Below are 13,476 nucleotides of genomic sequence, written 5' to 3'. Positions count from 1 at the left end.
TCAGGCGTCGGCGATGCGGTCCAGCCACTCGGCCAGCAGGACGCGCTCGGCTTCGGTCAGCGCCGCCACGCCGTCGAGCCCGGCCCGCAGCGCGATCGCGCGGCCCGGAAGATCGGACTCCGTCGGCGCTTCGACGTCGGTGAGGATCCGGCTCAGCACCGTCTCCCGGGCCGTCACCGACAGCTCCTGGTCACGCTCGTCCTCCGGCGTCGCGATCAGCGACAGCACAACGCCCATCCCGGTCGCGTGCACCAGCCGCGCCGCGCGCTCGACACTCAGGCGCAGCCGGCCCGCTTCCGCGACCCGCGAGACGATGCTTCGCAGCATCCCTTCGGCTTCCCGAGCCGCGGGCGACGTCCGGCCAGGCCGCGCGTCGCCGTACATGAGCACGTAGAACTCCGGGCGGGACAACCCGAACTCCACGTGCAGGTCCCAGCCGCGCCGCAGGTCCGCCACCGCGTCGCCGGTCGAGCCCAGCGCGCGCTTGCTCGTCAGGTACTCGTCGAAGCCGTACGCGGCGACCGCGTCGAGCAAGCCGTCCTTGTCCCCGAAGAGCCGGTACAACGCGGGCGGCTGGACCCCTGCCGCGGCGCTGACCGCGCGGGTCGAGAGGCCGTCGCGGCCTTCGGCCACCAGCAGGGCCGCCGCCGCTTCGAGGATGCGCTCCCGGGTGTCCGCCGCCGTCTTCGTCACCATGGTTCCAATGATAACAAAACTACGGTAGCACCTGTCAGAGGTGGTCCACGGCGACGCGGTGGGCGAGCCGCCGCAGCAACGGCGCGGCGTCGGCCATGCACCGCGCCGGGTCGGGCTCCAGGTCCGTCAGGGCGTACGCGGCCGCGATGCCCGCCGAAGCCAGTTCCGAGGTGGACAGCTGACACCGGCCGGACACCGCGACACACGGAATCCCCTTCTCCGCTGCGGCCCGGGCCACTCCGGCCGGCGCCTTCCCCGAGAGCGTCTGCCGGTCGAGCGAGCCCTCGCCGGTGACGACCAGCGAGGCTCCCGCGAGCGCGGCGCCGAAGCCGAGCAGGTCCAGCAGCAGCGTGATGCCCGGGCGCATCCGGGCGCCCAGCACGGCCATCGCGGCGAAGCCCACTCCCCCGGCGGCCCCGGCGCCCGGCCGGTCCGCGAACGCCGGCCCGGCGACCGACGCCCAGTGCCGCAACGCCTCGTCGAGCACCTCGACGTCGTCGGGTGACGCACCCTTCTGCGGCCCGTAGACGAACGCGGCCCCGTTCAGCCCGTAGAGCGGGTTGTCCACGTCGCTCGCCAGCTCGAAGTCCACTTCGGACAGGTCCAGTCCGGACAGATCCAGCGAAGCGACCCGGGACAGCGCCGCGCCGCCGGGCGGAATCTCCCGGCCGGCGCCGTCGAGGAGCCGCGCACCCAGCGCCGCGAGCATGCCGGCGCCGCCGTCGGTGCAGGCGCTGCCGCCCACCCCGAGGACGATCCGGCGGCAGCCCGCGCCCACCGCGGCCGCGATGACGTCCCCGGTGCCCGCACTGGACGCGCCGAGCGGCGACGGCGCGCCGGGCAGCCGGTGCAGGCCGGACGCTTCGGCCAGTTCGACGACCGCTGTGTCGCCGCGGACCGCGTAGGACGCCGTCACCGGCACGCCGGTCGGGCCGCGTGCCGGGACCCGGACGCGGCGGAAGCCCGCGGCGACGGCGGCGTCGACCGTGCCGTCACCGCCATCCGCCACCGGCAGGGTCTGCGTCTCGACCCGCGCGTGGACGTCGGCGAGGCCCTGGGCCACCGCCGACGCCACCTCGACCGCGGTCAGCGACCCCTTGAACTTGTCGGGCGCGACGAGGACTTTCACCCGCTCGCCGGGGACCGATCCGGCCGAAGGCAGGCCGGACCCCCGCGGCACGGCACTGTTGCTACACAACCGGACGGCCGTGGCTGTGGCCGGCTCGGTCACTTGCGGCACGGTACGCCCGCCAGTCGCCGACCTCGGTGATGTCCCGCAGCGCGACGTGCGAGGTGTACGGCCGCCGCAGCAGCATCGCGAACGCCGAGCTGCCATCGGTCAGCTCGACCACCCCCAGCTCCAGCTCGTGGGGTTCGGACGGGAGCACCTTGTCGCGCAGGTCGTCCAGCGAGACGTCGTACACCTCGCCGGTCACCTCCGCGCCGCCGTGCGACACCGGGTACAGCGCCGGGCACTGGTCGCCGACGGCGTAGAACCGGTACTTCGGCGCGGTTTTCGCCGCCGCCACGAACGGCGCTCCGGCCAGGAGGTGGTGCAGCGGTTCGCCGCGCATGGCGCCGCCGTTGAAGAACATCAGGGCCACGGGGATTCTCCTTAGCGGAAGAGGGCTTCGACGCCGTCGACGGCGAAGTACACCGCGAACACCAGCGCCAGCAGCGACAACAGCCAGCCGGCCTCGCGCCACTTGCCGCGGCCGATCTTGATCAGCACGAACGCGATCAGGCCGGCGCCGACACCGTTGGTGATGGAGTAGGTGAACGGGATCAGGGCGGCGGTGAGGAACACCGGGATCGTGTAGTCCGGGTCGTTCCACGGGATGGTGCGGCACTGCGCGACCATCATGCCGCCGATGACGACCAGCGCGGGTGCCGCGGCCTGGGCCGGGACCACTCCCGCAAGCGGGGTGAACAGCAGCGTCCCGGCGAACAGCAGGCCGGTGACCAAGCTGGCGAGGCCGGTCCGGGCGCCTTCGCCGACGCCGGCCGCGGACTCGAGGAACACCGTGTTCGGCGACGAGCCGGTGACCCCGCCGGCGATCGCGCCCGCGCCGTCGACCAGCAGGATCCGACCCATCCGCGGGACCTTGCCGTTCTTCGACAGCCCGGCCTCGTCCGAGACGCTCGTGATCGTGCCCATCGCGTCGAAGAAGCCGGAGAGCACCAGCGTGAACAGGAAGACCGTCGCCGCCAGCGCGCCCGCCGAGGCGAACCCGCCGAAGAGGTCGATGTGCCCGAAGAGCCCGAAGTCCGGGGCCGCGACGACGTGGTCGGGCAACGCCGGGGTGGTGAGGCCCCAGCCGCCGACGCCGAACCCCTCATGCAGCACCACGGCGAACACCGTCGCCACGCCGATGCTGATCAGCACCGCGCCCGGGACCTTGCGGGCCATCAGCACGATCATCAGCAGCAGCCCGAAGCAGAACACGACGATCGGCCAGCCGTGCAGGTGCCCGCTCGCCCCGAGGCGGACCGGGACCGTGGTCTGCGCCGCGTCCGGCATCCGGGTCACGAACCCCGCGCTGACCAGCCCGACCAGGGCGATGTAGAGCCCGATCCCGACGGTGATCGCCATCTTGAGCGGCCGCGGGATGGCGTTCATGATCCGTTCGCGCACACCGCTGACGGCCATCAGCACGATGCAGACGCCTTCCAGCACCACCAGCCCGAAGGCCTGCGCCCAGGTCATCGTCGGGGCCATCTGGAACGCGACGATGCCGTTGATGCCGAGGCCGGCGGCCAGCGCGAGAGGCGCGTTGCCGACGACGCCCATGAGGATCGTCATCACCGCGGCGGCCAGCGCGGTCGCGGTGGTCACCTGCGCGGCGGAGAGCCGCGCGCCGGTGATGTCGGCGGAGGCGCCGAGGATGAGCGGGTTCAGGAGCACGATGTAGGCCATCGCGACGAACGTCGTGACGCCGCCGCGGACTTCGCGGCCGACCGTGCTCTGCCGGGCCCGCAGCTCGAACAGCTTGTCGAGCAGCGATCGGCGTTGCGGAGGTACTTCGTCGACTACTGGGGTGGGGACTTCGGTCTGGGTCATGCGTCCTGCCCTTGCCGGTGGGTGTGCTCGGCCAGGCCAAGGCACAACGCCGTGCCTGGGCGAGCGGGACGTTCGATTCGAGTTGCTCCGGTCAGCTGGCCTTGTGGGTCAGTAGTCGGTGCGGTCGGCCTTGTCGAGCCAAGCCGCGAAGGGAGCGAAACCGTCCTCCGTGGACAGTCGCGTCACGGGCACCGTCCACGTTTCGCGCGGACGGTCGAAGAGTTCGTAGAAGGCGCGGTCGTCGAAGCCGGCCTTGGCCGCGTCGTCGCGGTCGGCGGCGAAGAGGACCTTGCCGACCCGTGCCCACAGCGCCGAGGACAGGCACATCGGGCACGGCTCGCAGCTGGACACGAGCACGCAGCCGTCCAGCTTGAAGTCGCCCAGGGCCTGGCAAGCCGCCCGGATCGCGACGACTTCGGCGTGCGCGGTCGGGTCGAGGTTCGCGGTGACGCGGTTGACGCCGGTCGAGACGATCTCGCCGTCCTTCACGACCAGCGCGCCGAAAGGGCCGCCGCCGTTCGCGACATTGGTCTCCGCGATGCGGATGGCTTCGCCGAGCCATTCGGTCTCGGCGGAAATCGACGTGGTCATCTCAAACTCCTGTGATGTGCTCGGGGCGGATGGGGACGCGCGGCAGCTCGAGGCCGGTGGCCGCGCGGATGGCGTTGGCGATCGCCGGCGTGGCCGAGATCGTGGGTGGTTCGCCGACGCCGCGGACGCCGTAGGGCGCGTGCGGGTCGGGCCGTTCGAGGACGTCGACGCGCATCGGCGGCATGTCGAGGATGGTCGGGATGAGGTAGTCGGTGAACGACGGGTTCCGGACCTTGCCGTCCTTGACCAGGATCTCCTCCATCACGGCGAGGCCGAGACCTTGCGCCGAGCCGCCCTGGATCTGGGCGATGACGGCGTCGGGGTTCATCGCCTTGCCGACGTCCTGGGCGCAGTCGAGCTGCACCACCTTGACCAGCCCGAGGTCCAGGTCGACGTCGACCACCGCGCGGTGCGCCGAGAACCCGTACTGGACGTGGGCGTCACCCTGGCCGGTCTCGGGGTCGAGCGGGTAGGTCTTGCGGTGGTGGAACTCGCGGGTCTCCTCGATCGCCGTCTCGCCGAGCAGGTCGGCGAGGTCCGCGACGACCTCGCCGTCGGCCGCGACCACCTTGCCGCCGGTCAGCGTGAGCCCGTCGGCGGGACGGCCGAGGCGGACCGCGGCGAGGGCGTACACGGCCTCGGCGACCGCGCGGCAGGCGTTGCGGACCGCGCCGCCGGTGACGTAGGTCTGGCGCGACGCCGAGCTGGAGCCGGCGTCGCCGACGCTCGTGTCGGCCGGGTGCACGCTGACGCGCGTCAGGCCCAGCTCGGTGCGGGCGATCTGCTGCTGCAGGGTGACCAGGCCCTGGCCGACCTCGGCCGCGGCGGTGTGGACCATCGCGACCGCCTCACCGCCGAGCACCTCCAGCCGGACGCGGGCGGTCGAGTAGTCGTCGAGACCTTCGGCGTAGGAGATGTTCTTGATCGTGACGCCGTAGCCGACACCGCGGACGACGCCTTCACCGTGGGTGGTGTTGGACGCGCCGCCGGGCAGCTCGCGGATGTCGCGTTCGCCGGTGGGCTCGGGCGGCAGCGGCAGGTCACGCAGGCGCTGGACCAGCTCCGCCACCGGGGCCGGGAAGTCGACGACCTGGCCGGTGACCACAGTGGACCCTTCGCTCAGTGCGTTGCGGATCCGCAGTTCGGCCGGGTCCATGCCCAGGGCGGCGGCGAGCTTGTCCATTTGGGACTCGTAGGCGTAGGTCGGCTGGACCGCGCCCAGGCCGCGCATCGCGCCGCAGGTCGGGTTGTTGGTGTAGACACCCCAGCCCTCGATGTGCGCGTTCGGGACGTTGTACGGGCCGACGCTGAGCGTGGTGCCGTTGCCGACCACGACGGGGGTCTTCGACGCATACGCGCCGCCGTCGAAGTACATCTTGGCGCGCACGTAGACGAGCTGGCCGTCGCTCGTGGCGCCGTGCTCGTAGTACATCTTCGCCGGGTGGCGGTGGACGTGCCCGAAGAACGACTCCAGCCGGTTGTAGCTCATCTTCACCGGCCGCCCGGTCCGCAGGGCGAGCATGCACGAGTGGATCTGCATCGACAGGTCCTCGCGGCCGCCGAACGCGCCGCCGACGCCGGACAGCGTCAGCCGGACCTTGTCCAGCGGGAGCCCCAGGGCCTTCGCCGTCTGGCGCTGGTCGACGTGCAACCACTGGGTCGCCAGGTAGAGGTCGACCCCGCCGTCCTCGGCCGGCACCGCGAGGCCGGACTCCGGTCCGAGGAAAGCCTGGTCCTGCATGCCGATCTCGTAGACGCCGGAGACGACGACGTCCGCGGTCGCGGTCGGGTCGCCCTTGACGATCCGCTGGTGGCGGACCAGGTTCCCGCCCGGGTGCAGCTTCGGCAGCGTGTCGTCGTGCGCGGCCCGCTCGGGGTCGGTGATCGGCTCGAGGACGTCGTACTCGACGACGATCTCCTTGAGCGCCTGCCGCGCGATCTCCGGGTGGTCCGCGGCGAGGATCGCGACGGGCTCACCCTGGTAGCGGACCAGGTCCGCGGCCAGCGCCGGGGTGTCCTGGTACTTGAGGCCGTAGACGTTCTCCCCCGGCACGTCCTCGTGGGTCAGCACCGCGTGCACCCCCGGCTGGGCCAGCGCGCGGGAGACGTCGAGGCGGACGATCCGGGCGTGCGGGTGCGGGCTGCGTAGGGTCGCGCCCCACAGCATGTCCTCGTGCCACAGGTCGGAGGAGTAGGCGAACTCGCCGCGGACCTTGAGCGTGCCGTCCGGGCGCAGCGGGCTCTCGCCGATGCCGCCGGCGATCGTGTCGTGCAGCTCCTGCGGGGAGCGGGCCGGGGCGCTCATCGGACGGCCTTCTTCGCGGCCGCGTCACGAACGGCGTCGAGGATCTTCTCGTAGCCGGTGCAGCGGCAGAGGTTGCCGGCCAGCGCCTCGCGGATCTCGACGTCGCTGGGGTCGGGGACGCGCTCGATCAGGTCGTGCGCGGCGACCAGCAGGCCGGGGGTGCAGAACCCGCACTGGACGGCGCCGCGCTCGACGAACGACTCCTGCACCGGGTCCAGGTCGTCGCCGGAAGCGAGCCCTTCGACCGTGACGACGTCGCGGCCCTCGGCCTGCCCGGCCGCGACCAGGCAGGAACACGCCGGAACGCCGTCGACGTACACCGTGCAGGAACCGCATTCGCCCTGCTCACAGGCGTTCTTCGAGCCCGGCAGGCCGAGCCGCTCGCGCAGCATGTACAGGAGGCTCTCGCCTTCCCAGACGTTGTCCGCCCGGCGGGGCTCGCCGTTGACGGTGACGTTCACGCGCACTTCGCGCTCCCTTCGCAGTACTCGCTCCAGGCCCAGGTCAGCGTGCGCCGAGCCATCACGCCCAAGGCGTGCCGGCGGTAGGCCGCACTCCCCCGGACGTCGTCGATCGGCGCGGCGGCCGCGGCCACCAGGTCGCCGAAGCGGCGCTTCACCGAGTCGTTGAGCGCCTTCGGGGCGTCCCAATTCAGCTCGCCGGCCAGGAACTCCTCGGCTTCGAGAGCCCGCCGTGGGGTGGGCGCGGCCGAGCCGACGCCGGTGCCGACCCGCCGCTCCGCCGGGTGCAGCGCCAGCCCGAAGGCGGCGACGGCGATGACCATGGCGTTGCGGGTGCCGATCTTGCTGAACTGCTGCGGCCCGGTGGCCGGGGCCAGCAGCACGGACGTGATGAGCTCGTCCGGCTCCAGGACGTTCCGCTTGACGCCGACGTAGAAGTCCTTCACCGCGATGATCCGGGTGCCGCGCACCGACGCGATCTCGACTTCCGCGTCCGCGGCCAGCAGCGCCGGGTGCGAGTCGCCCGCGGGCGAAGCCGCGCCCAGGTTGCCGCCCACGGAACCGCGGTTGCGGATCTGCGGGGACCCCACGGTCCGCGAAGCCATCGCGAGGCCGGGCAGCTGGGTGCCCAGTTCGGTGATGATCCGGGTGTAGGGCACGGCCGCGCCGATCCGGATCCGGCCGCCGTCGGCGCCGTGCTCGTGGAGCTCGGCGACCCGGCCGAGGTCGAGCAGGGCTTCGGGACGGCGGTGGTCGAAGTTGAGCTCGACCATCACGTCCGTGCCGCCGGCGATCGGGACCGCACCGGGGTTCGCGGCTTTCGCGGCGAGCGCGTCGGCCAGCGAGGCGGGTCGGAGGAATTCCACTGTGGACGTCCTTTCGGGGCTGCTTCGGTAAGGAGTACACACGGTGAACTGTGGCTCCGACCACGGCAAAACCCCTGAAAGAAGGGTGAATTTCGGGCCCGCGTTTGTACTTTCCGACAACCGCTTGATCGTGGACGCGGAAAGGCCGCCGCACGAGGTCAGGGTCTCGTGCGGCGGCCGTGGTCACGCGGGTGTCAGGCGGGCTCGAACTCCTTCACGGAGTCGAGGGCGGCGCCCATGGCGGCGTTGCCCTCACGTTCGATCATGATCTCCACCAGGACGGGCCGGCTGGTCCGCTCGGCCTCCTTGCGGGCCCACTCGAGCGACGTCCGGATCTCGGCCGGCTCGTGCACGCGGGTGCCCGAGCAGCCGTAGGCCTCCATGATCTTGACGTTGTCCGTGCCGTTCGCGTCGTAGTGGATGTCGACCTCGAAGTTCATGTCGTACCCGGTCTCCGCCTGCCGGATCAGCCCGAGATACTCGTTGTTGAGCATGATCAGCACGAACCCGACGTCGTACTGCGCGGCCACCGCCAGCTCTTCGACGAGGAACTGGAACGAGTAGTCGCCGACCACCCCGACAACCTCGGCCTCCGGCCGGGCCTTCTTGACGCCGATCGCGGCGGGGATCTCCCAGCCGAGCGGGCCGGCCTGGCCGCAGACCTGGTAGTGCCGCGGCTTGTGCGCCTTCTGGAACTGGCCCGACCAGATCTGGTAGAGCCCGATCGCGGTGACGAAGTACGTGTCCTCGCCGAAGGTTTCGTTGATCTCCTTGAAGACCCGCGGCGCCTTGATCGGCAGGCTGTCGAAGTCCTCCCGGCGGGGAAGCGCTTCCTTCAGCTCCGCGATCCGGCCGACCCACTCGCGCCGCGGCTCCGGCGCACGCTCGTCCAGCGCCGCCAGCAGCGCGTCCAGGAACTCCCGGGTGTCCGAGACGATCCCGAGGTCGGGGCCGAACACTTTGCCCAGCTGCGTCGGCTCGATGTCGACGTGGATGAACTTCCGGTCCCCGCGGTACACCGACAGCTCACCGGTGTGCCGGTCGCCAAACCGCGCGCCCAGCGCCAGCACCAGGTCGGACTCCAGGAAGGCCGCGTTCGCCCAGCGCTGCGACGTCTGGATGCCGGCCATCCCGGCGAACAGCTCGTGGTCCTCGGGGAAGCTCCCCTTGCCCATGAGCGTCACCTGCACCGGGACGTCCAGGCGCTCGGCCGCCGCGCGCAGCTGCTCGCTCGCCTCGCCGAGGACAACACCACCACCGGCCAGGATCAGCGGGCGTTCGGCGGCCAGCAGCATCTCCAGCGCCCGCTCGACCCGCGCGGCGGCGGGCTTGACGGCGGTCACCGGCAGCGGCGAGTCGATCGAGGAGTCCCACTCGATGTCCTGCTTCTGGACGTCGATCGGGAGGTCGATCAGGACCGGGCCGGGGCGGCCGGACCGGGCGATCCGGAAGGCCTCGCGGAAGATCCACGGCAGCTGCGCGGCCTCCTTGACCTGCACCGCCCACTTCGTCACCGGCTTGGCGATCTCGACGATGTCGACGGCCTGGAACGCTTCCTGGTGCAGCTTCGTCGTGGCCGCCTGGCCGGTGATGCAGATCATCGGGATCGAGTCCGCGTGCGCGGTGTAGAGCCCGGTGATCATGTTCGTCCCGGCCGGACCGGACGTGCCGATCGCGACGCCGACGTTCCCGTTCGTCCGGGCCCAGCCGTCGGCCATGTGCGTCGCGCCTTCTTCGTGGCGGACGATCAGGTGCTGGATCGCGCGGCCTTGTAGGGCGTTATACAGCGGGAGGATGGCCGCGCCCGGACAGCCGAAGACGGTGTCGACGCCTTCGCTCTCCAGGACGTCGACGACCGCTTGCATGGCGGGGATTCTGGGCATGTCACACCTCCGCCGGGACGCGGCCCGACAACTGTTCGACGACCTTCAGCAAGGCCGAGTGGTCCAGGGAGCCGTACCCCATGGCACGGCCGGCGGCGACGAGCTGGGCGACCAGCCCGGTCAGCGGGAGCGCGACGTCGGCCTGCCGCGCGGCGGCCAGCGCGATCCCCATGTCCTTGTGGTGCAGTTCGATCCGGAAGCCGGGCGCGAACTGACGGTCCACCATGGACTTGCGCTTGAGCTCGAGGATCCGGCTGCCCGCCAGTCCCCCGGCGAGCACGTCGAGCCCGGTCGCGGCGTCCACACCGGACGCTTCGAGCAGCACGATCGCCTCGGCGACCAGTCCGTAGATCCCGCCCACGACGAGCTGGTTGGCGGCCTTGACCACTTGGCCGGCGCCGTGCGGGCCGACGTGCACGATCGTCTTGCCGACGGCGTCGAGCACCGGCTTCGCGGCGTCGAAGTCGGCCGCGTCCCCACCGACCATGATGGACAGCGACGCCTGCTCGGCGCCGGCCTGCCCGCCGGAGACCGGGGCGTCGAGGACGCGGATCTTCTTGTCCCGCGCGAGGTTCGCGACCTCGATCGACGTCTCGGGCCGGATGGTGCTCATGTCGATCAGCAGCGTGCCGGGCGCGGCGGTGTCGAGGACCCCGCCGCCGGCCAGGACGACCGCCTCGACCTGCGGGTGGTTCGGCAGCATCGTGAGCACGACGTCCGCCCCGGCCACCGCGTCGGCGACGTCGCTCGCCGCGCGTCCCCCGGCGGCCTGGAGCTTCTCCCCCGCCGCGGCGTGCACGTCGTAGCCGCTGACGTCGTGCCCGGCCGCGACCAGGTGCGCGGCCATCGGGGCGCCCATCACGCCCAGTCCGATGAATCCCAGTTTCATGCTCGTCCCCTTCGGGTGGTCGGCAGCCAGTTCAGCGACGTGACGGTGTCGGGCTCCGGGACGTACTCGATCCCGACGAACCCGGCGTAGCCCGCGTTCTGGAGCTTCCGCAGGTGGCCGTCGAGGTCGAGGGACCCGGTGCCGGGCTGGTGGCGGCCGGGCGCGTCGGCGATCTGCACGTGCCCGATCCGGGCGATGTGCTTCGTCGCCAGCGCGTCCAGGTCGTCGCCGTTGACTGCCAGGTGGTACAGGTCGGCCAGCAGCGCCGCGTTGTCGCGCCCGAGGTCGTCGAGCACGGCCACGGCGTCCGCGGCGGTCTTGAGCGGGTAGCGGTCGGCGCCGGAGAGCGGTTCGAGGACCAGCTGGGCGCCGATCTTCGCGGCCGACTCGGCGGCGGTGGCGAGGTGGACCAGCGCGAGGTCGTCCTGCTTGGCCGGGTCTTCGCCGTCGAGCCGGTTGCCGTAGAGCGCGTTGAAGCTGCGGCACCCGGTGCGTTCGGCGATCCCGAGGGCGACGACCAGGCTGTCGGCGAACTCGGTTTCGCGGCCGATCCACGAGACCAGGCCGCGCTCCCCCGCCGCCATGTCGCCGGCGTAGAAGTTCAGCCCGCGCAGCCGGACCCCGTCCAGGCTCCGCACGAAGGCGTCGACCTCGTCGCGCGGGGGAACCGCAGTGTCGAACGGCCACCAGTACTCGACGTCGGTGAACCCGGCTTCCCGCGCGGCGGCCGCCCGCTCGGGCAGCGGTACCTCCTTGAACAGGATCGACAGGTTGGCGGCGTACGGCAGGGTGTGCCCCTCTTCTGGCATCGCGACCTCAAATTTCGCTATCCGGAATTTTTCTTTCGCATATCGAGAATAGCTGCTCAACGGCGGCGCGGTCAACGGGCCGGTGTGCGACCTCCGGCGTAGCGCGTACGCCGTGAGTCGCACGGCCGCCGCGTGAAGATCCGCCGCCGGCCGGTCGATCGGGCCACGCGCCGCGCCTACCTTCGGCCGCGACGAAGGGAGACGGATGATCGAGGCACACGCGGTGTCCAAGCGCTACGGCGCGCGGACCGCGGTGGACAGGGCGACGTTCACCATCCGGCCCGGGGCGGTGACCGGGTTCCTCGGCCCGAACGGCGCCGGGAAGTCCACCACCATCCGGATGATCATGGGCCTGGACGCGCCCACGTCGGGCTCGGTGACGGTCAACGGCAAGGTCTACGCGCACCACCCCGCGCCCCTGCGGGAGGTCGGCGCGCTGCTTGAAGCGAAGGCCGTCCACCCGGGACGGTCGGCGTTCCACCACCTGCTCGCTTTGGCGCTCACCAACGGGATTCCCCGCCGGCGCGTCGAGGAGGTGCTCGAGCTGGTCGGCCTGACCGGCGTCGCGCACCAGCGCGCGGGCGGGTTCTCCCTCGGCATGGGACAACGGCTCGGCGTGGCCGCCGCGCTGCTCGGCGACCCGGCGACGCTGGTGCTCGACGAACCCGTGAACGGCCTGGACCCGCAGGGCATCTTGTGGATCCGCACCCTGCTGCGCCGGCTCGCCGCCGAGGGGCGCACGGTGTTCGTGTCTTCGCACCTGATGAGCGAGATGGCCTTGACCGCCGACCACCTCGTGGTGATCGGCCGCGGCCGGGTCATCGCCCAGACGTCGGTGCGGGAGTTCGTCGACCGCGCTTCGGCGAAGGTCGTCCGCGTCCGCACCCCGCAGGCCGCCGGGCTGCGGGAACTGCTGGCCGGGCCCGGGATCGACGTCACCAGCGCCGCCCCCGGGCTGCTCGAGGTGCACGGGGTCACCGGCGCCGAGGTCGGCCTGCTCGCCTGCCGCCACGGCATTCCGCTGGAGGAGCTCGCACCGGTCCAGGCCTCGCTCGAAGAGGCCTACCTGGAGCTGACCGCAGACGCCGTCGAGTACCGCGCTCCCGAAGGGCGGATCGCATGACCACCGGTGTCACGCTCGGGCGCGTCACGCGCTCGGAATGGGTCAAGTTCCGCTCCCTGCCGTCAACTCCGATCACGGTGATGACGGCCCTCGTGACCATGGTCGCGCTCGGCTGGCTCACCTGCGCCCTCAACGCGGACCGCTGGCCGCAGCTGAGCGAGCAGACCCGGGCGCGGCTCGAGCCGACCGCGCTGAGCATCCAGGGGTACGTCCTGGTCCAGCTCGCGTTCGGCGTGCTGGGTGTGCTCGTCGTGTCCGGGGAGTACACCTCCGGCCAGATCCGCTCGACGTTTTCCGCGGTGCCCGCGCGCACGCCGGTGCTCGCCGCGAAGGCGGGCGTGCTCGCGGCCGTGGCGTTCGTGGCCGGCGAGGTGGCCGCGTTCGCCGCCTTCCTCGGCGGGCAGGCTTTCCTTGCGTCACAGGACATCGAGACGAGCCTGGCCGAGCCCGGGGTGTTCCGGGCGGTCTTCGGTGTCGGGCTTTACGTGACCGGCATCGGGCTGTTCGGAGTCGCGCTCGGCTGGCTGGTCCGGCACACCGCCGGGGCCATCGCGGCGCTGGTCGCGCTGGTCATGATCGTGCCGAGCCTCGCCGGGGTGCTCCCGGAGAGCTGGCTCCCGCACGTCGTGCCGTACCTGCCGAGCAACGCCGGGCAGGCGCTGATCACCGTCCGGCCGTCGGCGCTCAGCCTGCCGCCGTGGACCGGCTTCGCGTGGTTCTGCGGTTACGTCGTCGTCGCGCTCGCCGCGGCCGCGCTCGTGCTCAAGCGGCGGGATGCCTGAAACCGCTGCC

At 71.8% G+C, this 13,476-nt stretch carries 13 protein-coding genes; 2 read left to right on the top strand and 11 right to left on the bottom strand.

Annotation, left to right across the window (positions count from 1 at the left end; genetic code table 11):
• The 11 genes from ACZ61C_RS09450 to ACZ61C_RS09400 form a co-directional block, all read right to left on the bottom strand.
• On the bottom strand, positions 1-696 hold the full coding sequence (locus ACZ61C_RS09450) for a TetR/AcrR family transcriptional regulator (protein ID WP_465304726.1): 696 nt from the start codon (positions 694-696) through the stop codon (positions 1-3).
• Between the two features lie 34 nt (positions 697-730).
• Positions 731-1,825, bottom strand: a complete 1,095-nt coding sequence (locus ACZ61C_RS09445; RefSeq protein ID WP_465305615.1) for a glycerate kinase — start codon at positions 1,823-1,825, stop codon at positions 731-733.
• Positions 1,826-1,886: 61 nt separating this feature from the next.
• On the bottom strand, positions 1,887-2,300 hold the full coding sequence (locus ACZ61C_RS09440; RefSeq protein WP_465304724.1) for an allophanate hydrolase-related protein: 414 nt from the start codon (positions 2,298-2,300) through the stop codon (positions 1,887-1,889).
• 11 nt (positions 2,301-2,311) lie between these two features.
• Positions 2,312-3,757: an NCS2 family permease gene (locus ACZ61C_RS09435; protein WP_465304722.1), complete on the bottom strand. Its 1,446-nt coding sequence runs from the start codon at positions 3,755-3,757 to the stop codon at positions 2,312-2,314.
• A 108-nt stretch (positions 3,758-3,865) separates the two neighbouring features.
• Positions 3,866-4,348 (bottom strand): nucleoside deaminase, encoded by a 483-nt coding sequence (locus ACZ61C_RS09430; protein WP_465304720.1) that lies wholly within the window; start codon positions 4,346-4,348, stop codon positions 3,866-3,868.
• A gap of 1 nt (position 4,349) precedes the next feature.
• Positions 4,350-6,653, bottom strand: a complete 2,304-nt coding sequence (pucD, locus tag ACZ61C_RS09425; protein ID WP_465304718.1) for a xanthine dehydrogenase subunit D — start codon at positions 6,651-6,653, stop codon at positions 4,350-4,352.
• A complete protein-coding gene (locus ACZ61C_RS09420; RefSeq protein WP_465304716.1) occupies positions 6,650-7,120 on the bottom strand; it encodes a (2Fe-2S)-binding protein in 471 nt (156 codons plus the stop codon). The genes pucD and ACZ61C_RS09420 overlap by 4 nt, the downstream gene beginning before the upstream one ends.
• The gene (locus tag ACZ61C_RS09415) at positions 7,111-7,980 is read right to left on the bottom strand and encodes an FAD binding domain-containing protein (RefSeq protein ID WP_465304714.1); all 870 of its coding nucleotides are present in this window, start codon (positions 7,978-7,980) and stop codon (positions 7,111-7,113) included. Before ACZ61C_RS09415 ends, ACZ61C_RS09420 begins: the two co-directional genes overlap by 10 nt.
• A gap of 194 nt (positions 7,981-8,174) precedes the next feature.
• Entirely contained in the window at positions 8,175-9,863 is a 1,689-nt protein-coding gene (gene gcl / locus ACZ61C_RS09410; protein ID WP_465304712.1) for a glyoxylate carboligase, read from the bottom strand.
• A 1-nt stretch (position 9,864) separates the two neighbouring features.
• Positions 9,865-10,752, bottom strand: a complete 888-nt coding sequence (locus ACZ61C_RS09405; protein WP_465304710.1) for a 2-hydroxy-3-oxopropionate reductase — start codon at positions 10,750-10,752, stop codon at positions 9,865-9,867.
• On the bottom strand, positions 10,749-11,561 hold the full coding sequence (locus ACZ61C_RS09400; protein ID WP_465304708.1) for a hydroxypyruvate isomerase family protein: 813 nt from the start codon (positions 11,559-11,561) through the stop codon (positions 10,749-10,751). The genes ACZ61C_RS09405 and ACZ61C_RS09400 overlap by 4 nt, the downstream gene beginning before the upstream one ends.
• A 205-nt stretch (positions 11,562-11,766) precedes the next feature.
• Between ACZ61C_RS09400 and ACZ61C_RS09395 the strand changes: the two genes are divergently transcribed.
• Together ACZ61C_RS09395 and ACZ61C_RS09390 are read left to right on the top strand one after the other, a co-directional pair.
• The gene (locus ACZ61C_RS09395; RefSeq protein WP_465304706.1) at positions 11,767-12,684 is read left to right on the top strand and encodes an ABC transporter ATP-binding protein; all 918 of its coding nucleotides are present in this window, start codon (positions 11,767-11,769) and stop codon (positions 12,682-12,684) included.
• A complete protein-coding gene (locus tag ACZ61C_RS09390) occupies positions 12,681-13,466 on the top strand; it encodes an ABC transporter permease (RefSeq protein WP_465304704.1) in 786 nt (261 codons plus the stop codon). The genes ACZ61C_RS09395 and ACZ61C_RS09390 overlap by 4 nt, the downstream gene beginning before the upstream one ends.
• The last annotated feature ends 10 nt before the right edge of the window (positions 13,467-13,476 follow it).

It is taken from the genome of Amycolatopsis sp. NPDC104587, assembly GCF_055583645.1.
The sequence above is the reverse complement of the archived record's forward strand: the minus strand, read 5'-3'. Positions and strand labels throughout refer to the sequence as shown.

Bases quoted from the DNA above. Each gene is read 5' to 3' on its own strand.
- ACZ61C_RS09450 (WP_465304726.1), bottom strand. From the start codon at position 696: ATGGTGACGAAGACGGCGGCGGACACCCGGGAGCGCATCCTCGAAGCG.
- ACZ61C_RS09435 (WP_465304722.1), bottom strand. From the start codon at position 3,757: ATGACCCAGACCGAAGTCCCCACCCCAGTAGTCGACGAAGTACCTCCG.
- ACZ61C_RS09430 (WP_465304720.1), bottom strand. From the start codon at position 4,348: ATGACCACGTCGATTTCCGCCGAGACCGAATGGCTCGGCGAAGCCATC.
- pucD (WP_465304718.1), bottom strand. From the start codon at position 6,653: ATGAGCGCCCCGGCCCGCTCCCCGCAGGAGCTGCACGACACGATCGCC.
- gcl (WP_465304712.1), bottom strand. From the start codon at position 9,863: ATGCCCAGAATCCCCGCCATGCAAGCGGTCGTCGACGTCCTGGAGAGC.
- ACZ61C_RS09405 (WP_465304710.1), bottom strand. From the start codon at position 10,752: ATGAAACTGGGATTCATCGGACTGGGCGTGATGGGCGCCCCGATGGCC.
- ACZ61C_RS09400 (WP_465304708.1), bottom strand. From the start codon at position 11,561: ATGCCAGAAGAGGGGCACACCCTGCCGTACGCCGCCAACCTGTCGATC.
- ACZ61C_RS09395 (WP_465304706.1), top strand. From the start codon at position 11,767: ATGATCGAGGCACACGCGGTGTCCAAGCGCTACGGCGCGCGGACCGCG.
- ACZ61C_RS09390 (WP_465304704.1), top strand. From the start codon at position 12,681: ATGACCACCGGTGTCACGCTCGGGCGCGTCACGCGCTCGGAATGGGTC.